Here is a 23,495-nt window from a genome sequence, read left to right as displayed (position 1 = left end):
TGTCCGGCGGCATGAAAAGCCTGCCCGTCGGATGTCGTTCAAGGAATCAATATGTCGCCCTGGCTGACGGTAGTAGGCATCGGTGAAGACGGCTTCAAGGGCCTGGGCAGGAATGCCCGGCATGCTCTGTTGCGCGCCTCTCGTATCATTGGCGGCCAGCGCCAGCTGAATTTGCTGCCGGTGTGCATCCGTGGCGCACGCGAGTTGTGGCCCAGCCCGTTTTCCCTGGAGCCGCTCTTGGCACGGCGCTTTGAGCCGGTCTGCGTGCTGGCCAGCGGCGACCCGATGTTCTACGGCGTCGGCGCCAGCCTGGCACGGCAGGTGGCGGCGGATGAGCTGTTGATCCTGCCAGCGCCCTCGTCCGTATCGCTGGCGGCGGCGCGCCTGGGCTGGCCGTTGCAGGACGTGGTGACGCTATCGGTGGTCGCCCGCCCGGTGGCCGCGCTCAATGCCCATCTGGCCAGTGGCGTGCGCTTGCTGGTATTGAGCAACGACGGCCAGAGCCCGACCGCCATCGCCGCGTTGCTGCGCGCCAGCGGGTTTGGCCCGAGCCGCCTGAGTGTGTTTGAACACCTCGGGGGCACCGCCGAGCGGCGCATCGATGGCCACGCCGAAGGCTGGCAAGACCCACCGATTGCCGCGCTGAACCTGATCGCCATCGACTGCCACTCCGACGCCAATACCCCACGCCTGTCACGCCTGGCCGGCCTGCCGGATGCGGCGTTCAAGCATGACGGCCAACTGACCAAGCGCGATGTGCGGGCCATGACCTTAGCGCGCCTCGCCCCGACTCCCGGCGAATTGCTGTGGGATGTGGGCGCCGGCAGCGGCTCCATCGGCATCGAATGGATGCGCGCCCACCCCAGCTGCCGCGCCCTGGCAATTGAAGCCGACGCCGGCCGCCAACAGTTGATCGAACACAACCGCGAGGCCCTTGGCGTGCCTGGCCTGCAATTGATTCGCGGCAGCGCGCCTCAGGCCCTGGCAGAGTTGGAGGCGCCCGATGCAATCTTCATCGGCGGCGGCGTAACCCGCGACGGCGTGCTCGATACCTGCTGGCAACACCTGCGTCCCGGCGGGCGGCTGGTGGCCAATGCCGTGACCCTGCAAAGCGAGATGACCCTGATGAACTGGCGCGCACAACACGGCGGCGAACTGACTCGCATCCATGTGGCCCAGGCCCAGCCCCTGGGCGAATTCGACACCTGGCGCCAGGCGCTGCCCATCACCTTGCTGGAAGTGATCAAGCCGCTATGAAGCGCATCCTGCTGCTGGGCGGCGTGACTGAAGCCCTGGCCATCGCCCGCACCCTGGGGCCCCAGCATATCTACAGCCTGGCCGGGATTGGCCGGGTGCCCACTGACCTGAGGTGCCAGGTGCGCGTCGGTGGTTACGGCGGTGCCGAGGGGTTGGCGCAGTTTGTTCGCGCCCAGAACATCAGCCTGATACTCGACGCCACCCACCCCTACGCCGCACAAATCAGCACCAACGCGGCCCAGGCCGCGCGCTTGTGCACTGTCCCCTGCTGGGCCCTGCGCCGTCCCGCCTGGCAGCCACAACCGGGTGATGACTGGCGTGAAGTCAGTGACTGGAGCGAACTGATCGAGGCCTTGAAACCCTTCCACCGCCCACTGTTCACCCTCGGTCGCGAACCGCTGCAACACCTCGACGAAATCCCCGCCGGGCAGTTCTGGACCTTGCGTGCGCTGGACGCCTACCCCGGCAACGAACGCTGCGAAGTGATCGGCGCCCGTGGGCCGTTTTTGATCGAGGACGAACGGGCGTTGTTCGAACGGCGGCGCATCGATGTATTGATCAGCAAAAACAGCGGCAGCAGCGCCACCGAACCCAAGCTGCAAGTGGCCCGCGAGCGCGGCATACCGGTGGTGGTTTTGCAGCGGCCGGTGTTGGCGGGGGTGGATCGGGAGTTTTTGACGGTCGATTCGATATTGCAGGCCTTATAGAACAACACTGCTCAAATGTGGGAGCGGGCTTGCCCGCGATAGCGGTGTATCAGTCAACATATTTGATCCTGACATACCGCAATCGCGGGCAAGCCCGCTCCCACATTTAGGACTGCGGCGTTTTCACGATTGGTATTCCTGCGTTCGCGTCTATCATGATAAGCACAGCGCCTGACATCACTGCGACACCAAACCACACCAGCAACTTTTACTTATGCCCCCCGATCAGGCTAAATACCCACTTGATCGCTTAACCCTACGGATTGTCCGCCATGGCCCGTCAACGCTTTGCATTTGCCTGGATCGCCTGCCTTGCAGTGCTGTTCAATGCGTTTGCCATGCCGATGGCTGGGGCGATGCAGCAGGGCAAAAGCCCTACCGAGCAATTGTTGTGGGGCAGTTTCTGTTCGTCCAACGCCAGCAAGCTGGTGGCGATGTCCCTGGGCACGCTGGATATACCGGCGCCGCAGCAGGACGAGCATTCCAGCATGCAGCATTGCTGGTGCTGTTCGGGCTCGGCGCCATTGGTGGCGCTGCCGGGGCATGTGCCGCAGTTGTATCTCACCCGCTTCGACCCGGCGCCTGGCCTGCCATCACCTGCCCTGCAAGCCCCGACCCCTCGCCAGCAATGGCCGAGCCTCAACCCCCGCGCCTCTCCAACCGTTTGATCACTTCGCAATTGAACTGCGTTTGAATCGTTCTGGAGAACTGCCATGCTCAAATCTTCCCTGCTTCTGGCGGCCTTGCTGCTGCCTGTGTTCAGTGCTGCCAATGCCGATGACTACAAGGCCGGCGACCTGCTGGTAAGCGATCCCTGGTCCCAGGAATTGCCGCCCAATGCACCCACGGTTGCCGCCTACTTTGTGATCCATAACCAGGGCGAAGCCCCGGACCGCCTGCTCAGTGTCGATACGCCGGTGGCGGCCAAGGCCGAGCTGCATGAGCATGTGATGCAGGGCGACCTGATGAAGATGCAACAGGTGCCCAGCGTGGCCGTGCCGTCCAAGGGCGAGCTGACCTTTGCACCGATGGCCTATCACGTGATGCTCCTGGATCTTAAAGATCGCAGCCAGTTGCGCGACGGCCAGCACTTCCCCCTGACCTTGAACTTCGAAAAGGCCGGGCCGGTAAAAGTGCAAGTCTGGGTACAAAAAGTGCCGCCGATGGCCAACCACGAACACCAGCACGCCCAGTAACCACCCCAGGCCGCTCCCCATGGGTGCTCCCGCTAACAGCTCGACCCTGCGCCGCCGCCAGCCCTTGAGGCTGGCCCGCGGCAGTTGGATCAGCCTGTTCGCCATGCTGATGATCTTTATCGGACCGCTGATTTCCCAAGCGATGCCGATGGACCATCACGCCGGCATGTCCATGCAGATGTCCATGGACGACATCTGCCATGCCGCCCCGCAGCACCCGGCCGGGCATGCCAAGGCCCCCGCCGCCGACCACGTGATGTGGGAGAAATGCGGCTATTGCAGCCTGTTGTTCAGTTGCCCGGCCCTGCCTGGCAGCGTGTCGTTCGTGGCCCTCGGCAGCCCGCCGCCGGCCACCGGCCTGATCCCCGCACCGCGCCTGGGCCATGCCCGGCAGAGCATCTTCCCCGGCGCCCGCAGCCGCGCACCGCCCAGCCAGTCGTAGACCGCCAATAACACACAACTTCGCACGGCCGCCTTCACACAGACAGCCGCAGGCTGCTGGCCGTGTTGTTTACGACTGATTGATGGAATTTTTCATGTCCAGGTTTCCTGCTGACACCCGTATGGGATGTACCCCTGTGCTCGCCGTTTTGTGCGGCGCACTCTTGGCGCCACAGGCGTATGCCGACGACCACGCCGAGCACCGCAACGAGCTGAGTCCGACGGTGATTACTGGCGTCGCTCCCAGCTCCCCGCTGACTATCGTCACCAACCCCAAGGACCCGCGCCAGCCGGTGCCGGCCAGTGACGGCGGCGACTACCTCAAGACCATCCCAGGCTTTGCCCTGGTGCGCAACGGCGGCACCAATGGCGACCCGGTACTGCGCGGCATGTTCGGCTCGCGCCTGAACATCCTCACCAACGGCAGCATGATGCTCGGTGCCTGCCCTGGCCGCATGGACGCGCCCACCTCCTATATCTCCCCGGAAACCTACGACAAGCTGACCGTGATCAAAGGCCCGCAAACCGTACTCTGGGGCCCCGGCGCCTCGGCCGGCACGGTGCTGTTCGACCGTGAGCCGGAGCAGTTCGGCGAACTGGGTACCCGGGTCAACGCCAGCATCCTCGCCGGCTCCAACGGGCGCTTCGACAAAGTAGTGGATGCCGCTGCGGGCGGCTCGCTCGGCTATATCCGCGTGATCGGCAACCAGGCCCACGCCGATGACTATAAGGACGGCAACAACGACACCGTCGCCTCGCGCTACGACAAATGGAACGGCGACGTCGCCCTCGGCTGGACCCCGGACGCCGACACCCTGCTGGAGCTCACCGCCGGCCGTGGCGATGGCGAAGCGCGCTACGCCGGGCGTGGCATGGACGGCTCGCAGTTCCTGCGCGAAAGCCTCGGCCTGCGGTTCGAGAAGTCCAACATCGGCGAGGTGCTGGACAAGGTCGAAGCCCAGGTCTACTACAACTACGCCGACCATGTGATGGACAACTACAGCCTGCGCACGCCATCGGGCACCGGGATGATGGCCGGGCCCATGGCGTCCAACGTCGACCGCCGCACCCTCGGCGCGCGGATCAAAGCCACCTGGCGCTGGGCCGATGTGCAACTGATCAGCGGCATCGACGCGCAGACCAACGAACACCGCCAGCGCAGCAGCGCCGGTGTCGACACCTACAAGAACCTGCCGCGCACCAAGGACGCCGACTTCCATAACTACGGGGTGTTTGGCGAACTGACCTGGTACGCCGCCGACAATGACCGGTTGATCACGGGTGCCCGCCTGGATCGCGCCTCGGCCAAGGATTACCGCCAGCGCACCGGCAGCGGCATGATGAGCCGCGCCAACCCGACCGCCGGCGATACCCGCGCCGACACCCTGCCATCGGGTTTCGTGCGTTATGAACATGACTTGGCCGACAGCCCGACCACGCTCTACGCCGGCCTCGGCCACGCCGAACGCTTCCCGGACTACTGGGAACTGTTCTCCCCCGGCAAAGGCCCGGCGGGTTCGCTCAATGCCTTTGATGCAGTCAAGCCGGAGAAAACCACCCAGCTGGACTTCGGCCTGCAATACAAGACCGCTGAGCTTGAAGCCTGGGCCTCCGGGTATGTTGGCCAGGTGCGCGACTACATCCTGTTCAACTACACCCCCGGGATGATGGGCATGACTTCCCAGGCGCAGAACATCGACGCGCGGATCATGGGCGGTGAGTTGGGCGCCGCCTACAAGCTGACCTCCAATTGGAAAGCCGATGCCACCCTGGCGTATGCCTGGGGCAAAAACAGCAGCGACGGCAAGGCCCTGCCGCAAATGCCGCCGCTGGACGCGCGCTTCGGCCTGACCTACAGCGAAGACGACTGGAGCGCCGGCGCCTTGTGGCGCGTGGTGGCGGCGCAAAACCGCATCGACCAGAACAAAGGCAACGTGGTCGGCAAGGACTTCGCCAAGAGCGGTGGCTTTGGCGTGTTCTCCCTCAACGCGGCGTACCGCATCAACAAGAACTTCAAGGTCAGCACCGGCGTCGACAACCTGTTCGGCAAGGCCTACGCCGAACACTTGAACCTGGCCGGCAACGCCGGGTTCGGCTACCCGGCCAACGACCCGCAAGCTATCAAGGAGCCAGGGCGCACGCTCTGGACCAAGGTGGATATGAGCTTCTAACCACATCGCGGGCAATCCCCCCTGTGGGAGCCGGCTTGCCGGTGATGGCGTCCTCAAGGGCCTCATCGCCGGCAAGCCGGCTCCTACAGGGTGATTGCCCGCAATAGCGTCATCAATACCCATAACATTAGAGTCCTTGCGGAGCGCCCTGATGAACCCTCCAAAGATTTCCTTCTACAACCTGGCCTGGCGCTGGCATTTCTACGCCGGGCTGTTTGTCGCGCCCTTCATGGTGTTGCTGGCAGTGACGGGCATCATCTACCTGTTCAAACCCCAGCTTGACCCGCTGATGTATGCCGACCTGCTCAAAGTCGAGCCCGCCGCGCACGTCCTCAGCGCCGACGAGCAATTGCAGCGCGCCAAGGCCGCCTACCCACAAGCCACCCTCAGCAAATACCTGCCGCCTGTGGACGCCAGCAGCAGCGCGCAGTTTGTCCTGCACAACGCCGGCCACGAACTGACCGTGTTCGTCGACCCCTATCGCGGCAACGTGCTCGGCGAGCAGGACACGACCTACAACCTGCAAGCCATCGTCCGTGCGCTGCACGGTGAGTTGATGATCGGCACCACCGGCGACCGCCTGATCGAGCTGGCCGCGGGCTGGGGGGTGATGCTGGTGGTGTCCGGCCTGTACCTGTGGTGGCCGCGCGGCAGATCCGCCGCTGGGATCCTGTGGCCGCGCCTGGGCAGTCGCGGGCGCCTGTTCTGGCGCGACCTGCATGGGGTCACCGGGTTCTGGGGCGCCGCATTCCTGCTGCTGATGATCCTCAGCGGCCTGACCTGGACCGGCTTCTGGGGCAAGCAATACGCCGATCTGTGGAACCACTTCCCAGCGGCAATGTGGAATGACGTGCCGCAGTCCGACCAACAGGCCCGCAGCCTCAACACCGCCACGCAACAGACCGTGCCCTGGGCCCTGGAAAACACCCCCATGCCGATGTCCGGCGAGCATGCCGAACACATGCAGCACGGCGGCATGCACCATGGCCCGGCCGCCCCGGCGATCAGCCTGCAACAGGTGGTGGACCTGGCCACCGCACGCCAGGTCGAGCCGGGCTACAGCGTCACCTTCCCCACCACGGCCACGGGCGTGTTCACCATCGCCGTGTTCGCCAACGACCCGCGCAATGACGCAACCCTGCATGTCGACCAATACACCGGCAAGGTCCTGGCCGATGTGCGCTGGGAACACTACAACACGGTGGCGCAGGTCACCGAGTCCGGGGTGATGCTGCACGAGGGCAAGATGTTCGGGGTGATCAACCAGATCATCGTGCTGCTGGTGTGCCTGATGATTCTGCTGAGTTCGGTCAGTGGCCTGGTGATCTGGTGGAAGCGCCGGCCACAGGGCGGCCTAGGGGTGCCGCCGTTGCGCCACGACCTGCCGAAATGGAAAACCGCGATGCTGATCATGCTGGCCCTGGCGATCATTTTCCCGCTGGTCGGCGCCTCGCTGATCGTGGTGTGGGTGTTGGATCGGCTGGTACTGGCGCGTTTTTTCAAGCAACGTGAATCGGCCTCATCTTCTGCATGAGGTAGGCGAGATGCCCTACATAGAGGCGTTATGTAGTCTTACGCGGGCTTTCATCCCTAACGTAAGAAGTGTTAACTTATAACACTTACTGCACCGTCCCCACTCGCCGCGCTCAGCGGCGAGTACCGTCTCGAAGAAGCGATCTGTCGTCCGATGAACAAGTACCTTGCCAGCGGCCTGTGCCTGCTTGCCTTGCAAAACAGTGCCCAGGCCCTGACCCTGCCCGTCAGCCCCGTGACCGCCCCGGCAGTGGACAGCGCACCTGTCGACCTCGACACCCCGACCACCGCCGGCTCGCGCCTGGGCCTCAGCGCCCGGCAAACCCCCGGCAGTGTCGAAAGCCAGACCGGCGAGCAGATCCGCGAACGCGGCGACGCCAGTGTGCAGGACGCCATCTCCCGCGCCACCGGCATCAGCCGCACCGGCACCCCGGGCGACGGCGGTACCTCGCTGCAAGCCCGTGGGTTTGCCGGCCAGGGTTCGGTGATGCAGTTGTATGACGGCAACCGCCTGTACAACGGCATGGGCACCTCGACCTTCCCGGTCGACACCTGGGCCGTCGAACGCGTGGACGTGCTGCGCGGCCCGGCATCGGTGCTGTATGGCGAAGGCGCCACCGGCGCGGTGGTCAATACCGTCGCGAAAAAGCCCTTTGAGGGCGAGATCGAAAACCACATCCGCCTGGGCTACGGCTCCTATGATCGCCAGCAACAGGCCCTGGACAGCGGCGGCTCGCTGACCGATACCTTGAGCTATCGCCTGAACCTCAACCGCCTGCGCAGCCATGGCTTTATCGACCGTGGCGACTCGGCCAGCGATTTTGCCAGCGGCGCCCTGCGCTGGCAGGCCGCCGACAACCTGAGCTTCACCCTGGCCCACGACTACGGCGACCAACGCCCGCAGAACTATTTCGGCACGCCGCTGCTCAACGGCCACCTGCACAAGGGCCTGCGCGACAAGAACTACAACGTCAGCAACGACACCCAGCATTACAACGACCAGTGGACCCGCCTGAGCAGCGAGTGGCAGATCAACGACAGCCTGAGTGCGCACAACGAGCTGTACTACCTCAAGGCCCAGCGCCGCTGGCAGAACGCCGAGAACTACAACTTCAGCGCCGGGCAACTGACCCGCAGCGGTTTTTTTGGCATCAAGCACAACCAGGAACAGGTCGGCGACCGCCAGACCTTTACCTTCAAACACACCCTGTTTGGCCTCGACAGCCAGACCGTGACCGGCGTGGAATACAACCGCATCCGCTTTCGCCTGGCCAGCAACTCACCGTTTAACGACGTCGTGGACGGTGGCCAGCCCATCGATGTGAAACACCCGGCCCAGGCTCCGTTTGAAAGCGCCGATCCGTTCCTGCCAGTGTTCGCCACCACCACCAAGCAGTTCGCAGGTTTTGCCGAAAACCGCCTGCAACTGAGCGAGCGCCTGTCCCTGGTCACCGGCATTCGTCGCGACTACGTGCACCTGGACCGCGATGAACTGCGCAGCGCCGAGCGCAGCGACAAGACCCTGACCGGCAACAACTGGAAGGCCGGCCTGGTGTTTGCCCTCACCCCGGACACCTCGGTCTACGGCCAGTACGCCACCAGCACCGATGGCGTCGGCGGGCTGATCTCTCTGAGTTCAAGCCAACAGGCGTTCGACCTGTCCACCGCCAAGCAGACCGAAATCGGTATCAAGCAAGCTTTCTGGGACCAGCGCGGCGAGTGGACCCTGGCGGCCTACCATATCGTCAAAAAGAAACTGCTGACCGATGTGCCGGGCAACCCGCAGTTCAAACAGCAAGTGGGCCAGCAATCCTCCGACGGCCTGGAGGCCAGCCTCGACCTGCAACTGCCCCATGCCTGGCAACTGCAGGCCAACGCGGCCATCGTGCGGGCGCAATATGACGACTTCCAGCAGAACGTCGGCGGCGTGCAGGTCTCGCGCGACGGCAATCGCCCGGTGGACGTGCCGCGCCGTACGGCCAACCTGTGGGTCAGCAAGGCGGTGAGCGACGACATCCGCGCCGGTGCCGGCGTGCGGTATGTGGATGCGCGCTACGCCGACATGGCCAACCGCAATGAGCTGCCCAGCTACACCGTGGTCGATGCCACTGTTTCGTGGAAAGCCCTGCGCAACACGACATTGGGCCTGCAATTGAATAACCTGTTCGACCGCACCTATGCCGTGAGCCAATACAATGACGGCCAGCAATGGATACTGGGTGAGCCGCGCTCGTTCTTTGTGACCGCGGACTACACCTTCTAACCACCACTGGATCGCTGTTTGACTTGAGATTTTTGATGCCCACACTCAACCTCCACCACCTCGCCTGGTCCCCCCTGGGCCATGGCCACTGTCATCACCAGTTCCACCTGCGTGATGCCAGCCTGCAGGTGGGTGCCGGGGAGTTTGTCGGGTTGATCGGGCCCAATGGCAGCGGCAAGACCAGCCTGTTGCGCTGCGCCTATCGCTTCAGCAAGCCCGAGCAGGGTGAAGTGCATCTGGATCACCAGAACGTCTGGAAGCAATCCTCGCGCTGGTGCGCCCAGCGCATCGCCGTAGTGCTGCAGGAGTTCCCCGACGCCTTCGGCCTGCGGGTCGATGAAGTGGTCGCCATGGGCCGCACCCCGCACAAAGGGCTGTTCGACAGCGATACCCTGCACGACCGCCAACTGATTCAGCACGCCCTCGAATCCGTCGGCCTGCTGGGTTTTGAGGACCATGCCTTCGCCACCCTGTCCGGCGGTGAAAAGCAGCGCGTGATCCTCGCCCGCGCCCTGGCCCAGCAGCCGCAACTGCTGATCCTCGACGAGCCGACCAACCACCTCGACCCACGCTACCAACTGGAGCTGCTGGGGCTGGTCAAGCGCCTGCAGATTGGCACCCTGGCCAGCATCCATGACCTGAACCTGGCCGCCGCCTTCTGTGATCGCCTGTACGTGATCAACCATGGCCGCATCGTCGCCAGCGGCACGCCCCACCAAGTGCTGACCGCCGAGCTGCTGCGCGAGGTGTTCGGTGTCGAGGCACTGATCGATACCCATCCACTTTCCGGCTACCCGCGAATCACCTGGATAACCCAACCATGATCCTGCGTTCCCTGCTGTGCCTTACCCTGCTGTGCGGTGCGACCCAGGCCTTTGCCGAGGCCACCCGCTACCCGTTGAAGATCCAGAGCTGCAACCGCGAGGTGATCTTCAACCAGGCCCCTGAACACGCGGTCAGCCACGACATCAACATGACCCAGATGATGCTCGCCCTGGGCCTCAAGTCGCGCATGGTCGGCTACAGCGGCGTGACCGGCTGGAAGGCGGTGACCCCGCAAATGGCCACGCTGCTCGACGGCCTGCCGGAGCTGGCGGCCAAGTACCCGTCGGTGGAAACCCTGCTCAACGCCAATGTGGATTTCTTCTTCGCCGGCTGGGACTACGGCATGCGCGTGGGGGGCGATCTCACCCCGCAGACCCTGCAACCGTTGGGCATCAACGTGCTGGAGCTGACCGAATCCTGCGCGTTCGTGATGAAGCGCCCGGCAGCAACCCTGGACGACACCTATAACGACCTGCGCAACCTGGGCCGGATCTTCGACGTGCAGGACCGCGCCGACGCCCTGATCGCCCGGATGCAGGCCCAGGTCGCCGCTGTGCAGAAAACCCTGCCCGCCACACAGCCACGGGTGTTCCTCTATGACAGCGGCGAAGACCGCGCCATGACCTCCGGCCGCCTGGGCATGCCCCAGGCGCTGATCGCTGCCGCTGGCGGGCGCAATATCCTCGACGATGTGGACGCCAGCTGGACCCGGGTCAACTGGGAGACCGTGGTGGAGCGCAACCCCCAGGTGATCGTGATCGTCGACTACAGCGAAATCACCGCCGAGCAGAAAATCCAGTTCCTGCTGGATAACCCGGCCCTGCAATCGGTGGACGCGATCAAGCAGCGGCGTTTTATCGTGATCCCCTACGTGCAGGCCACACCTGGGATCGACAATGTGCTGGCGGTGGAAACCCTGGCCAAGGGGTTCCACGGCCAATGATCGAGCGCCGCTATGCCCTGCTGCTCGCCGCCCTTGGCGCGGTGCTGCTGGTGTCCTGTGTGGTCTCGCTGGGCTTCGGTTCGGCACGGGTGCCGGTGGACGTGGTGTGGCGGATCCTGCTGCACAAGGCCCTGGGTATCGGGGCGGTGGACTGGTCGGTGGGCCAGGAACATATCGTCTGGCTGATCCGCGTACCGCGCATGTTGCTCGGGGCGCTGGTGGGTGCCGGGCTGGCGTTGATTGGCGCAGTCTTGCAGGCGGTCACGCGCAACCCACTGGCCGATCCGCACCTGTTGGGGGTGACCTCGGGCGCTACCCTGGGCGCGGTAATCGTAGTGCTGCATGTGGGCGAAATCATCGGCCTGCTGACCCTGCCCATCGCCGCCTTCATCGGCGCGCTACTGAGCATGCTGGTGGTGCTGGCGGTGGCCAGCCGCAATGGCCGGCTGGAGAGTGATCGCCTGTTGCTGTGCGGGGTGGCGGTGTCATTCGTGATGATGGCGGCGGCCAATCTGCTGCTGTTCATGGGCGACCATCGCGCGGCGTCGGCGGTGATGTTCTGGATGCTCGGCGGCCTGGGCCTGGCGCGCTGGGAGCTGCTGGCGATCCCCAGCGCCACGGTGCTGCTGGGCCTGCTGTTGCTGCTGGGCATGGCCCGCCCGCTCAACGCGCTGATGGCTGGCGAGCAGACCGCCGTGACCCTGGGCCTGAACGCGCGCAATGTGCGCCTCAAGGTGTTCTTGATTGCCTCGCTGATGACCGGCGTGCTGGTGTCGATCAGCGGCTCCATCGGGTTTGTCGGGCTGATGGTGCCGCATATCGCCCGGCGCCTGGTGGGCGCCGAGCACCGGCGCCTGTTGCCCGTGTGCGTGCTGGTGGGCAGCCTGTTCCTGGTGTGGGTCGATGTCGCCGCCCGCACCCTGATCGCCCCCGAGGACCTGCCGATTGGCGTGGCCACGGCGGCGATTGGCGGCCTGTTTTTTATTGGCCTGATGCGCAGGCGCTAAGCTCAGGCGCCGGCTTACAGCTCATCCCGGTCGCGGATGCTCAATGCTTCATCGATCTGGGTTTCTTCGGTTTGGTTGCGCGGGTCGACCTGAGCTTCCACCGTGCGCCCCTCGTTGCGCCAGAGCGCATCCCGATCCAGTACAAAAAGCTGGCCATAGCCGGTCACGCGCTTGAGGAACTCACTGGGCTGGAGCCTCACACCCAGCTGCTGGGTTTGGTCTTCCATCTGCGAAAAGCTCGGAATGTATTTGAGTAGCGCCCCCTCGCGAACCGACAGGTAAAGGCTTGCCGGGCGCTCTGCATGCGCACGCAACACCCGCTGGAACAAGCTCAAGAGTGCCGGGCCGACAAAGTTGTTGAGCAGCCGCTGCTCCTGGGGATCGTTGCTTTGCGAGGGCGGCATGGCGCCGTAGATCAGTTGTGCGGCGACCACTTGGTACTGCGTCGGGAACACCGGCTCAGGCACCGGGTGCTCAGTCGGTTGCACCAGCGGCTGTACCGGCCCATCTGGCCCGGTGTAGAACAGCGCCAGCTGCTGCGCCGTGTCGAGCCCGGCCACTCGCGGCAACGTGGCGACAAACGAGGTGCGCGCACGATTGCCCAATATCGCGGCAAGGTACTCCTGGCCACGATAGGGCGCGAGCCTGCGCTGTACATCGCGGGCAGCATCGTCGGCATGGGAAAAGAGCGGGCCACAGGCCCGCCAGGTTTCCTCGAAACCTGGCCCCGTACCCGGTTGCCAATCGGAGGAAACCCGTGTCGTGCCAGCCCACACCCGGCCCTCGATCAACACATCCAGATTGCCCCGGGCAACCAGGCTGCGCACGTGGTCAAGCATGCGGGCATTACCCAGCAGCAACTGTTCGCGCAATACCTGCAACGAGCCGAGCGTGTCCAGTTGCTCATCGCTACTGAGGTACTGATACCTGAGCAGCGCGCCGTCCGGGCACGACAGGTAGAGGCGCAGTTTCTTGTCCTTGACAGCGTGCTGGGAGAAACGCAGGCCCGTATCAAAATCCGTGGGCAGGAAGAACGCCTGGTGCAACGGATCCTCCGCCGGCGTCAACAGCTCATTGGTGGCGCAGAGGTAGAGACCTTCCAGGGCATACCCCTGGGGAAGCAGGCCTTGGGGGAATACCTGGCTATAGTCGCGATAGCTCGCACGCACCAGTGGCATGCTGACCATGTAAAGCCCCAGCTTGGGCGACTTGAAAACGTAGCCGAACTGCAAGCTCTCACCGGGCCTGCACTGCTCATGGGCATAGCGCACCGCATCCTGCTCCTGGGTGAAGAGCGGGCTGAACGGCGGGTCGGCCACGGCGTTGCGGATCAACAACGGCTCGGGCCAGATGACGTTGGCAACGAAGGGTGCTGTGACCGTGCGCGGCATGCCCCACACCACGCTACCGTCCACCACGCGCAATGTACCGGCCTGGGCCAGCCGGGTGACGAACTCGATCGGGGTCAGCGTGCCGTCGCGCATCTGCCGCTCGACAAGGTTATCCAACAGCTCGGCACGTTGCGGCTGCAATGGCTGCAGGGCTGTTTTCAACTGATCCTCAAGGGCTGTGCGGCTACGGGTGTAACTGAGCACGCAGCCGTCGGTGCCTAACAGGTACTCGCGGGTCAGATGCACGTCCCGCGACTGCAGCGATGCGCCAATCACCCGGGTGGAAAGCATATTGCGGTAGACGCTCTTTTGCGTGGCCTCCAGGGCAAACGGCAACTCCCGCGCAGCACTGGTGCGGTAACGCGCAACAATTGTATGGCCCGCCGGAAAACCTCCCACCGAGACCACCTCATCGGGGAAAATCCACTTGGGATCGAAATCTTCGCGAGGCACTTTCAAAGGTTCTGTGGTCACGAACAGGCCGTCAGGGCGCTTGAGCACCAAGCCTCCCAGCAAGCCGTTATCGTGATCACCCAGCCGTGAGCGGGCATGGCGCACTGCGTCATCCTGTTCCTGGAAAGCCGGGCCCAGGCGACGGCGGGTGAAACGCCCATAGGGACGCCATAACGTGGCGTTTTCGATGACCAGCCCCCGTCGATCCCAGCACTGGCTGCTATATAACACCCGCAGGTCACCGGCCTTGGCGATCAGCGTGACAAACCGGCGGATATCCAGGGAGCCGTCATGCAGGCTCATGCCCTGGATCGTCACACCGGCGCCATCAATGCCCTGCTTGAGCATTGACGAAGCCTGGGGTTGATACCGCAACAAGGCGCCGTCCAGTGTTGACACATACACAGGCAATACGGCGGGCCCCGCAGAAGATCGCGGCAAATGCCGGGCATCTTCTTCGGCACGCAACAGCAACTCGGGGGTGACAAAGAACTGGGTCAACCAGGCCTCGGAAGTGTTCAGCCCCACAGGCAGCCATTGCTGTGAATACAGCAGGCCCTTGAGCACAAAGCCCTTGGCGAAGTCGCCACCGGTCAGATACCCAAAGCCCCTGGAGGAGTCGCTCAACCAACGCCCGGGCGGCTTGATCGGCAACAGCTCGCTGACCACATATTCTTCGTGTTGCGGGTGCTTGAGAATGTAGGCCGTCGCCGCCTGTGCATCCAGGTTCCTGCCGTACCAGCGAATGTGCGCATTGAGCGCCGCCGCGTCCTGGCTGTTGAAGATTGCACCAAACGCCGGGGTTTGCAGATCGATCTGGGCATACTCGAAGTTGGGCGTCCAGTCGTCGTAGACCGTGCCACGCGGCCCCCATAACTGGCTACCGACAAGCACTTGCAGATTGCCCGCATCCGCCAGGCGGGTAACGATGTCCACCGGCTTGAGCTTGCCGGTTTCCAGGCGTTCGAAGTAACCATGCTGGCCGGGCTCGCGGGTGGTGTTGCTCAGCACCAGCAACTCATTGGCCGAGCCGCTGGGGGTGTAGCCGATCAGGTTGTTCGGCGAACCGCTCAGGTAGGCCGGCAGGCGGGATTCAATCACCGCCCGGATCTCCACATCCGAGAACATCGTGGCATTGACCTCAAGGTCCGAAAGGGTCCAGTCAAGGCGCCGCTGGCGGGCCAGGTCATTGAAGGACACCGCCCCATGGGAGGCGTAGCGCCCATGAATCTCATGGCCCACCGGAGGCACCAGCAAACCACCGCCCGGTCTCGGCAGCAGCAGGTCGGAGGAAAAACCGTCGCCATGAATGGTCACAGGTTCGGTGAATAAAAATCGCCCGTCTGGCCTTTTGAGAATGTACCCACCAAAGGCCGTCCCTCGGCGAAAGCCGATCTTCTCATGGGCATGGCGCGCGGCATCATCGGCCGTCAGGAATGCCGCACTCAGCAGCGTGGTCCCCGAACCCAGCGGCAGACGCTCGCCGTCATGCATCGGCCCCAGTACGTTCCACAAGTCGCCCTGCTGAATCACCGTCAACTCGCCGGCACGAATCACCCGGTGCACGAACTCCCGGGACGACAACGTACCGTCGAGCAGTGCCGCCTGGTTGCCTTTGTCAGTCACCCTCTGGCCGGCCACGCTAAACAGCTCGTTGGCGGTATCGGCACTCGGCACCTGCCAATGCAGCAGCGCCCGGTCAGGGGCTTGCAGATACAACTTGAGCCCCAACCCGGCGATCTGCAGCTTGGAGGTGGCAAGAGCCTGGGTCATGACCTCCACCCATAGCGCAGGTGGGGCAAACCGCTTATACAGCCAGGCTTCATTGGCCGGCAACGGCCTCGGCTCGGAGGCAAACACATTACGGTAAAGGCCAACCAGGCGATAATTGGAGGGCAGTTTCGCCTGACCGTCGGCACGGGCGGGGAACAGACTGGCCAGGGTTGTGCCTGCTGCAACCGGTAGCGTCGCGATATAGCTCGGGGCATTCTGATGCTTGAGCACAAACCCCTGGTAAGCGCCCGCCGGCATGCCATTGATATGGTTCAGGGCGATCAGCGCGGCAACTTGCCCCGTGTTGGCCTGCGGCGTAAAGAACGGCTGCTCCTGCACGGTGTCCTTGGGAATGACCGGTTCGCCGACCCGCCACCCCCTGGCGACACGACCGCGAGCGCCGCCCCAGACACGGTTGGCCAACACCACCCGCAGGTCGCCCGCATCGGCAAAATTCCAGACAGTCCCTTCAAACTCGGTGACCGGCTGGATCGGCATCTCACCGGTCAACTGCTTGAGCAGCGTCTGCTCCGCCGTTGAACCGCTGCTCACGTACTTGAGCAACGAGCCCTGCGGGCCTGACAGGTAGTGGGCCGGGGCAAACTCACGGTTACCGATGACAAACGCCTGGTCGGCAGACGAGAAAAAGCTGATAAATATCTCCACCTCATCGGCCGTGAACTGAGTGTGCAACCCCTGTTCACCGGGAGAGCCCGCCGGGTGCGAGTGGTAAAAGGCGTAGCAGTCGAAGGGAGCCGGAGCAATGAAGTAGTCATGCTCATCGGTGGCCATGATGGCGCGAAAATCAAACTGTATCGACGCACCGGCCACCGGTTCTGTGGCGAAATAACGCGCGCCTTGTCGCAGCACCGCACCGCCATACTCCTTGTCGCGTCGCTCGCCGATCCGGTTGTGAGCCCAGCGCGCAGCATCATCGGCGGTGACAAAGGGCGGACTCAATACGGGTTTGGGAACCCTGGAGACGGCTCGCCACTGCGCGTCGACCGGGCCGAGCCTGTCCCAGATCTTGCCCGCCCGGATCACCGACAGATACCCGCCTGCCGCCACGCGCAGGACAAAGTCCCGAGGGCTCAGCGTACCCGCGAGCAGCGCCGAATCGATCTGGTTATCCACCACCTGACCGTCCGGCTCGACGCGAAACAGTTCAGTCTCGGCGGTCGAGAACGCGCACTTGTATTGCAACAACGCCCCATCATTGAGGTTGCGATAGAAAAACAGCTGACGCTCCGGCCCCAGCAAATCCCTGGACTGCACCCCATGGTAAAGCTGGGTCGCCAACTCCAGCGGGCTAAAAAAGTTACGGTACAGCCACGCGTCCCTGGACGGGAGACGCAGGGGCACCGGAGGGCGTCCCAGATAGACCGCCACCCAATGGAAGCTCTCGTGTGACACGCGCTTACCATCCGAGGTGCGCGGGAACAATTGCTGGATGGACACCGGTGCGGGCCCGCCGGCCGGGGGCTCGACCAGCACATAGTCCTCTTTGTTGGCATCCTTGAGGATAAAGGCGCGTTCAGGGTTGCGTTGCTGCAATACCTCCAGCAGGGCATCAAGCCCGGCGTACACCGGCCCGCAGGCCGGCAGCTCGTAGGTGCGCGAGACAAAGGCTGTGAACGGTCGCCATTGCCTGGGCACTGTGCCTGTCGAGCCACCCCACAACGCACTCGGAACCACGAAGGACAACTGGCTGACACTGGCGGCCTTCTTGAAGAAGGTCTCCGGTTTGTTATCGGCCGGGCCATCCGCATGACCAAAGTGCAGCTTTTTGTCGAGCCACACACCAAAACGCTGCTCCTCAGCCGAGCCGGTGGTGACATACTTGAGCAACCCGCCATCGGGCCCAGACAGATAAGAGGCCGAAAAAAAACCGCGCTCCAAAATAAAGATGCTCAGGTCAATATCCGAAAAAAAGCCATTCAGCCCCCTGACCTGACGCTCGGAAAACTCAGGGTTGTTCTCTTGAAAATCATCGAACGCATCGGGATGAGAGTGGTAGTCGGCCACGCACCGATAGCCTTGTGGGTGCAGGTACTGGCTATTGCTGTCGACTTTCAGCACCGTCCAGTAATCGAAGGTGTAGGCCCCGCCCGCTATCGGCTCGGTGGCATAGAAGTAGCCGTCCGCCAAGCTCTCCAGGATCACCCCGCCATACTCCTTATCGCGCCGGCTGCCGATCTGTCGATGGGCATAACGCGCCGCATCATCCATGGTGACAAAGGCCGGTCCCACTGGTGGCAGTACCACATCCGACTTCAATCCGCTGCCGAACCAACCGCGTTTAGGTCGTTCCATGACATCCCCTCAAATATGCCCCGACCAGACGCTGGCCAGGGTCACGGCGATCTTTACCGTTGGCGCGAGCGCGAGGGCGCTAAATAGATATCCACCGCGCCATACGCCCTGCCCCGTTCGGGCGCACGCCACGCACCAGCACGCCCGGCAAGCCCTCACTTGGTGCAGTGCAACCGACCAGTACAGCCCATGGCCCACATAACAAGGCAGCGCAGCCAATAGGCACAGCCTTTGCAGATGCTCTGGCAACGCCCCTATCCGCCCCCTGAAAATATTGAGTTCTGGAGACCGCACCATGAAGCGTCGCAGCTTGATCAAGGCTTTCACTCTGTCGGCATCCATTGCCGCCATGGGCCTGACCTGGACCGTCCAGGCCGCCGAGACCATCAAGGTCGGCATCCTGCACTCGCTGTCCGGGACCATGGCCATCTCCGAAACGTCCCTCAAGGACATGGCGCTGATGACCATCGACGAGATCAACGCCAAGGGCGGGGTGAACGGCAAGATGCTCGAAGCGGTGGTGGTCGACCCGGCCTCCAACTGGCCGCTGTTCGCCGAAAAGGGCCGGCAGTTGCTGACCCAGGACAAGGTCGCGGTGGTGTTCGGCTGCTGGACCTCGGTGTCGCGTAAATCGGTGCTGCCGGTGTTCGAAGAACTCAACGGCCTGTTGTTCTACCCGGTGCAATACGAAGGTGAGGAAATGTCGCCCAACGTGTTCTACACCGGCGCCGCGCCGAACCAGCAGGCGATCCCGGCAGTGGAATACCTGATGAGCGAAGAAGGCGGCAGCGCCAAGCGCTTCTTCCTGCTGGGCACCGACTACGTGTACCCGCGCACCACCAACAAAATCCTACGCGCGTTCCTGCATTCCAAAGGCGTAGCCGACAAGGACATCGAAGAGGTCTACACCCCGTTCGGCCATAGCGATTACCAGACCATCGTGGCCAACATCAAAAAATTCTCGGCGGGTGGCAAGACCGCCGTGGTGTCCACCGTCAATGGTGACTCCAACGTGCCGTTCTACAAGGAACTGGCCAACCAGGGCCTGAAGGCGACCGAGGTGCCTGTGGTGGCGTTCTCGGTAGGCGAGGAAGAACTGCGCGGCATCGACACCAAACCGCTGGTGGGCAACCTGGCGGCGTGGAACTACTTCCAGTCGGTAGAGAACCCGGTCAACGCCAAGTTCGTCGCCGACTGGAAAGCCTACGCCAAGGCGAAAAACCTGCCGGGTGCCGACAAGGCCGTGACCAACGACCCGATGGAAGCCACCTACGTCGGCATCCATATGTGGGCGCAGGCGGTGGAGAAAGCCAAGTCCACCGACGTCGACAAAGTGCGTGAAGCCCTGGCCGGCCAGACCTTCGCCGCGCCGTCGGGCTACACCCTGACCATGGACAAGACCAACCACCACCTGCACAAGCCGGTGATGATTGGCGAGATCCAGTCCGACGGCCAGTTCTCGGTGGTGTGGCAGACCGAAGGGCCGATCCGCGCCCAGCCGTGGAGCCCGTACATCCCTGGCAATGACAAGAAGCCGGATCACGCGGTCAAGAGCAACTAAGCCCAACCCACGAGCCCGCCCCCTGTAGGAGCTGGCTTGCCGGCGATAGCAGCGTGTCAGTGACAGATGAATCGACTGACACACCGCAATCGCCGGCAAGCCGGCTCCTACAGGGGGTAGGTGTTCACCCCGTCCGCGCATGTTCAGGACAATTTGTTATGCCCACTGCCCTCCACCGCCTCCTCCTGGCCTGCCTGCTGTTGCTGCCCCTGGCCGCACACGCCGGCGATGCCGAAGATTTCCTCGCCGCCAACCCGAGCCAACAGGCCAAGCTGTTGCAGGACTGGGCCGCCCAGCCTGACCCTGCGCGTATCGAGTTGGTCAACGCCCTGCAACAAGGCCAACTCACGGTCAACGGCGAAGCCAAGACCGTGCGCCTGAACAACCGCCTGCGCGGCCTGATCGACAACGTGCAAGCCAGCCAGCAACTGCTCGCCGCCGATCCCAAGGTGCGCCTGGCCGCCGCCCGAACCCTGCAAAAAAGCGCGCAACCGGCGCAGCTGAAATTCCTCGACCAGCAGCTCGCCAGCGAAACCCATGACCAGGTGCACAGCGCCCTGAGCCTGGCCCTGGCCAACCTGCAACTGGTCGACACCGACCCGGCCGTGCGCCTGGCTGCCGTGCGCCTGCTCGGCAGCACCGGCGACCCGCTGGCCCGCACGCGCCTGGAGGCCCTGCTGGCGCCCGGCGTGGAAGCCGACGCCGCAGTACACACCGCGGCCGAAACCAGCCTGGCCCAGGTCAAGCGCAAGCTGCTGGTGGGCGAGATCCTCGGGCAAGCCTTCAGCGGTATGTCCCTGGGCTCGATCCTGTTGCTGGCCGCCCTGGGCCTGGCGATCACCTTCGGCCTGCTCGGGGTGATCAACATGGCCCACGGCGAGATGTTGATGCTCGGTGCCTACTCCACCTATGTGGTGCAGTTGCTGATGCAGCGCTATGTGCCTCAGGCCATCGAGTTCTACCCGCTGATCGCGCTGCCGGTGGCGTTTTTTGTCACCGCCGGCATCGGCATGGCCCTGGAGCGCACGGTGATCCGTCACCTCTACGGCCGCCCACTGGAAACCCTGCTGGCCACCTGGGGCATCAGCCTGATGCTGATCCAACTGGTACGCCTGCTGTTCGGCGCACAGAACGTCGAAGTGGCCAACCCGGCCTGGCTGTCGGGCGGGATCCAGGTACTGCCCAACCTGGTGTTGCCATACAACCGCATCGTCATCATCGGCTTTGCCCTGTGCGTGGTGGTGCTGACCTGGCTGCTGCTGAACAAGACCCGCCTGGGCCTCAACGTGCGCGCCGTCACCCAGAACCGCAACATGGCCGCCTGCTGCGGCGTGCCCACCGGGCGTGTGGACATGCTCGCCTTTGGCCTCGGCTCGGGCATCGCCGGCTTAGGCGGCGTAGCCCTGAGCCAGATCGGCAACGTCGGCCCGGACCTGGGCCAGAGTTACATCATCGACTCGTTCCTGGTGGTGGTGCTCGGTGGCGTCGGCCAACTGGCCGGCAGCGTCATGGCCGCCTTTGGCCTGGGCATCGCCAACAAAATTCTCGAACCGCAGATCGGTGCCGTACTCGGCAAGATCCTGATCCTCGCGCTGATCATTCTGTTTATCCAGAAACGCCCGCAAGGACTCTTCGCACTGAAAGGACGGGTGATCGACTGATGAACCAGCCATTGATGCTCACGGCCGCGCAAAAGGCCGGCCCCAAGGTGACGATTGCAGTGGGCGCGGTGATCCTCGCCGTGCTGCTGGCGTTGCCGCTGCTGTCGCTGCTGCCGTCCGATAACGCATTGCATGTCTCGGCCTACACCCTGACGCTGGTGGGCAAGATCCTCTGCTACGCCATCGTCGCCCTGGCCCTGGACCTGGTGTGGGGCTACGCCGGCATGCTGTCCCTGGGCCACGGCCTGTTCTTTGCCCTTGGCGGCTACGCCATGGGCATGTACCTGATGCGCCAGGCAGCCGGCGGCGAGTTGCCGGCGTTCATGACCTTCCTGTCGTGGACCGAACTGCCGTGGTATTGGCTCGGCACCCAGTACTTCCTCTGGGCCCTGTGCCTGGTGGTGTTGGCGCCGGGTTTGCTGGCGCTGGTGTTCGGCTTCTTTGCCTTCCGCTCACGGATCAAGGGCGTGTATTTCTCGATCATGACCCAGGCCCTGACCTTTGCCGGGATGCTCTTGTTTTTCCGCAACGAGACCGGCTTTGGCGGCAATAACGGCTTTACCAACTTCCGTAGCATCCTGGGGTTTGGCATCACCGAGCCGGGCACCCGCGCGGTGCTGTTCCTGGCCACGGTGCTGCTGTTGGTGGGCAGCCTGTTTATCGGCTGGCGCCTGGCCCGGAGCAAGTTCGGCCGGGTGCTGACGGCCCTGCGCGACGCGGAGAACCGCCTGATGTTCTGCGGCTACGACCCGCGCGGTTTCAAGCTGTTTGTGTGGGTGTTGAGCGCGGTGCTGTGCGGCCTGGCCGGTGCGTTGTACGTGCCGCAGGTGGGCATCATCAACCCCAGCGAAATGTCGCCGACCAACTCCATCGAGGCCGCCGTGTGGGTGGCCCTGGGCGGGCGCGGCACCCTGATCGGCCCGCTGCTGGGTGCCGGCGTGGTCAACGGCATGAAGAGCTGGTTCACCGTGGCCTTCCCGGAGTACTGGCTGTTCTTCCTGGGGGCGCTGTTCATCATCGTCACGCTGTATCTGCCCAAGGGCATCATCGGCCTGCTGAAGAAAAGGGGCGAACAATGAGAGTCACGGCAACCGACCAGTTCATGCTCGAACCGATCATCGAACCGAACCGCGACCAGGGCACCAGTCGCGACGCCATCGGCCTCGGCCAGGCCGCCGGCAAGGGCCTCAATACCCGCCACGGCACGATCCTGACCCTGGAAGACATCAGCGTCAGCTTCGATGGCTTCAAGGCCCTCAACGACCTCAACCTGTATATCGGCGTCGGCGAGCTGCGCTGCATCATCGGCCCCAACGGCGCGGGCAAGACCACCCTGATGGACGTGATCACCGGCAAGACCCGCCCCAGCCACGGCAAGGCCTGGTTCGGCGAAACCCTGGACCTGACGCGCATGAGCGAAGTGCAGATCGCCCAGGCCGGCATTGGCCGCAAGTTCCAGAAACCCACGGTGTTCGAGGCCCTGAGCGTGTTCGAGAACCTGGAGCTGGCGCAGAAGACCGACAAGTCCGTGTGGGCCAGCCTGCGGGCGCGCCTGAGCGGTGAACAGAAGGACCGCATCGATGAAGTGCTCGACACCATTCGCCTGACGACTTCGGTACAGCGCCCGGCGGGTTTACTGTCCCACGGCCAGAAGCAGTTTTTGGAAATCGGCATGCTGCTGATGCAAGACCCACAACTGTTGCTACTCGATGAACCGGTGGCCGGCATGACCGACGCCGAGACCGAGTTCACCGCCGAGTTGTTCAAGCGCCTGGCGGGCAAGCATTCGCTGATGGTGGTGGAGCACGACATGGGCTTTGTCGGCGCGATTGCCGACCATGTGACGGTGCTGCACCAGGGCAGCGTGCTGGCCGAAGGGTCGCTGGCACAGGTGCAGGAAAATGAGCGGGTGATCGAGGTGTACCTCGGTCGCTAAGCCTGATGCAATCCGCTTTATGTAGGAGCTGGCTGGCCAGCGATAGCCAGGGTGACTGACACAG

16 protein-coding genes are annotated in these 23,495 nt (G+C 63.7%); 15 read left to right on the top strand and 1 reads right to left on the bottom strand.

All coding sequences use genetic code 11. The features are described 5' to 3' along the window. Positions 1-51 precede the first annotated feature (51 nt). From cbiE to HBO12_RS14665, 11 genes are all read left to right on the top strand, one after another. Entirely contained in the window at positions 52-1,257 is a 1,206-nt protein-coding gene (cbiE, locus tag HBO12_RS14715) for a precorrin-6y C5,15-methyltransferase (decarboxylating) subunit CbiE (RefSeq protein ID WP_170042517.1), read from the top strand. Continuing rightward, positions 1,254-1,964: a cobalt-precorrin-6A reductase gene (locus HBO12_RS14710; RefSeq protein WP_170042516.1), complete on the top strand. Its 711-nt coding sequence runs from the start codon at positions 1,254-1,256 to the stop codon at positions 1,962-1,964. Before cbiE ends, HBO12_RS14710 begins: the two co-directional genes overlap by 4 nt. Positions 1,965-2,236: 272 nt before the next feature. Beyond that, the gene (locus HBO12_RS14705; RefSeq protein ID WP_170042515.1) at positions 2,237-2,632 is read left to right on the top strand and encodes a DUF2946 domain-containing protein; all 396 of its coding nucleotides are present in this window, start codon (positions 2,237-2,239) and stop codon (positions 2,630-2,632) included. A gap of 45 nt (positions 2,633-2,677) precedes the next feature. Then, a complete protein-coding gene (locus HBO12_RS14700; protein WP_169952081.1) occupies positions 2,678-3,160 on the top strand; it encodes a copper chaperone PCu(A)C in 483 nt (160 codons plus the stop codon). Positions 3,161-3,179: 19 nt separating this feature from the next. After that, positions 3,180-3,602, top strand: a complete 423-nt coding sequence (locus HBO12_RS14695) for a DUF2946 domain-containing protein (protein WP_169952083.1) — start codon at positions 3,180-3,182, stop codon at positions 3,600-3,602. A gap of 94 nt (positions 3,603-3,696) precedes the next feature. Further along, positions 3,697-5,772, top strand: a complete 2,076-nt coding sequence (locus HBO12_RS14690) for a TonB-dependent copper receptor (protein ID WP_169952084.1) — start codon at positions 3,697-3,699, stop codon at positions 5,770-5,772. A 151-nt stretch (positions 5,773-5,923) separates the two neighbouring features. Further along, positions 5,924-7,306: a PepSY-associated TM helix domain-containing protein gene (locus HBO12_RS14685; protein ID WP_170042514.1), complete on the top strand. Its 1,383-nt coding sequence runs from the start codon at positions 5,924-5,926 to the stop codon at positions 7,304-7,306. Positions 7,307-7,459: 153 nt separating this feature from the next. Beyond that, positions 7,460-9,568, top strand: coding sequence for a TonB-dependent receptor (locus HBO12_RS14680; RefSeq protein WP_170042512.1), 2,109 nt, complete (start codon positions 7,460-7,462; stop codon positions 9,566-9,568). A gap of 35 nt (positions 9,569-9,603) precedes the next feature. Then, positions 9,604-10,392, top strand: a complete 789-nt coding sequence (locus tag HBO12_RS14675) for an ABC transporter ATP-binding protein (protein WP_170042510.1) — start codon at positions 9,604-9,606, stop codon at positions 10,390-10,392. Beyond that, positions 10,389-11,336, top strand: a complete 948-nt coding sequence (locus HBO12_RS14670) for an ABC transporter substrate-binding protein (protein WP_169952092.1) — start codon at positions 10,389-10,391, stop codon at positions 11,334-11,336. Before HBO12_RS14675 ends, HBO12_RS14670 begins: the two co-directional genes overlap by 4 nt. Further along, positions 11,333-12,343 (top strand): FecCD family ABC transporter permease, encoded by a 1,011-nt coding sequence (locus HBO12_RS14665; protein ID WP_169952094.1) that lies wholly within the window; start codon positions 11,333-11,335, stop codon positions 12,341-12,343. Before HBO12_RS14670 ends, HBO12_RS14665 begins: the two co-directional genes overlap by 4 nt. A gap of 14 nt (positions 12,344-12,357) precedes the next feature. Here the strand turns inward: HBO12_RS14665 and HBO12_RS14660 are convergent, their stop codons facing one another. Then, complete coding sequence (locus HBO12_RS14660; protein ID WP_170042508.1) at positions 12,358-18,273, bottom strand: DUF4329 domain-containing protein; 5,916 nt, start codon at positions 18,271-18,273, stop codon at positions 12,358-12,360. Between the two features lie 295 nt (positions 18,274-18,568). Between HBO12_RS14660 and urtA the strand changes: the two genes are divergently transcribed. The 4 genes from urtA (at position 18,569) to urtD (ending at position 23,431) form a co-directional block, all read left to right on the top strand. Beyond that, a complete protein-coding gene (gene urtA, locus HBO12_RS14655) occupies positions 18,569-19,834 on the top strand; it encodes an urea ABC transporter substrate-binding protein (RefSeq protein ID WP_169952098.1) in 1,266 nt (421 codons plus the stop codon). Positions 19,835-19,992: 158 nt separating this feature from the next. Beyond that, positions 19,993-21,495 (top strand): urea ABC transporter permease subunit UrtB, encoded by a 1,503-nt coding sequence (gene urtB / locus HBO12_RS14650; RefSeq protein WP_170042506.1) that lies wholly within the window; start codon positions 19,993-19,995, stop codon positions 21,493-21,495. Then, complete coding sequence (urtC, locus tag HBO12_RS14645) at positions 21,495-22,574, top strand: urea ABC transporter permease subunit UrtC (protein WP_170042504.1); 1,080 nt, start codon at positions 21,495-21,497, stop codon at positions 22,572-22,574. The genes urtB and urtC overlap by 1 nt, the downstream gene beginning before the upstream one ends. Beyond that, complete coding sequence (urtD, locus tag HBO12_RS14640) at positions 22,571-23,431, top strand: urea ABC transporter ATP-binding protein UrtD (RefSeq protein ID WP_463671612.1); 861 nt, start codon at positions 22,571-22,573, stop codon at positions 23,429-23,431. The genes urtC and urtD overlap by 4 nt, the downstream gene beginning before the upstream one ends. Positions 23,432-23,495: the final 64 nt, after the last annotated feature.

It is taken from the genome of Pseudomonas sp. WS 5059 (assembly GCF_012985525.1).
In the GTDB taxonomy this organism is placed as follows: Bacteria; Pseudomonadota; Gammaproteobacteria; order Pseudomonadales; family Pseudomonadaceae; genus Aquipseudomonas.
The sequence above is the reverse complement of the archived record's forward strand: the minus strand, read 5'-3'. Positions and strand labels throughout refer to the sequence as shown.

Coding starts and splice junctions, on each gene's coding strand:
- cbiE (WP_170042517.1), top strand. CDS start 52: ATGTCGCCCTGGCTGACGGTAGTAGGCATCGGTGAAGACGGCTTCAAG.
- HBO12_RS14710 (WP_170042516.1), top strand. CDS start 1,254: ATGAAGCGCATCCTGCTGCTGGGCGGCGTGACTGAAGCCCTGGCCATC.
- HBO12_RS14705 (WP_170042515.1), top strand. CDS start 2,237: ATGGCCCGTCAACGCTTTGCATTTGCCTGGATCGCCTGCCTTGCAGTG.
- HBO12_RS14700 (WP_169952081.1), top strand. CDS start 2,678: ATGCTCAAATCTTCCCTGCTTCTGGCGGCCTTGCTGCTGCCTGTGTTC.
- HBO12_RS14695 (WP_169952083.1), top strand. CDS start 3,180: ATGGGTGCTCCCGCTAACAGCTCGACCCTGCGCCGCCGCCAGCCCTTG.
- HBO12_RS14690 (WP_169952084.1), top strand. CDS start 3,697: ATGTCCAGGTTTCCTGCTGACACCCGTATGGGATGTACCCCTGTGCTC.
- HBO12_RS14685 (WP_170042514.1), top strand. CDS start 5,924: ATGAACCCTCCAAAGATTTCCTTCTACAACCTGGCCTGGCGCTGGCAT.
- HBO12_RS14680 (WP_170042512.1), top strand. CDS start 7,460: ATGAACAAGTACCTTGCCAGCGGCCTGTGCCTGCTTGCCTTGCAAAAC.
- HBO12_RS14675 (WP_170042510.1), top strand. CDS start 9,604: ATGCCCACACTCAACCTCCACCACCTCGCCTGGTCCCCCCTGGGCCAT.
- HBO12_RS14670 (WP_169952092.1), top strand. CDS start 10,389: ATGATCCTGCGTTCCCTGCTGTGCCTTACCCTGCTGTGCGGTGCGACC.
- HBO12_RS14665 (WP_169952094.1), top strand. CDS start 11,333: ATGATCGAGCGCCGCTATGCCCTGCTGCTCGCCGCCCTTGGCGCGGTG.
- HBO12_RS14660 (WP_170042508.1), bottom strand. CDS start 18,273: ATGGAACGACCTAAACGCGGTTGGTTCGGCAGCGGATTGAAGTCGGAT.
- urtA (WP_169952098.1), top strand. CDS start 18,569: ATGAAGCGTCGCAGCTTGATCAAGGCTTTCACTCTGTCGGCATCCATT.
- urtB (WP_170042506.1), top strand. CDS start 19,993: ATGCCCACTGCCCTCCACCGCCTCCTCCTGGCCTGCCTGCTGTTGCTG.
- urtC (WP_170042504.1), top strand. CDS start 21,495: ATGAACCAGCCATTGATGCTCACGGCCGCGCAAAAGGCCGGCCCCAAG.
- urtD (WP_463671612.1), top strand. CDS start 22,571: ATGAGAGTCACGGCAACCGACCAGTTCATGCTCGAACCGATCATCGAA.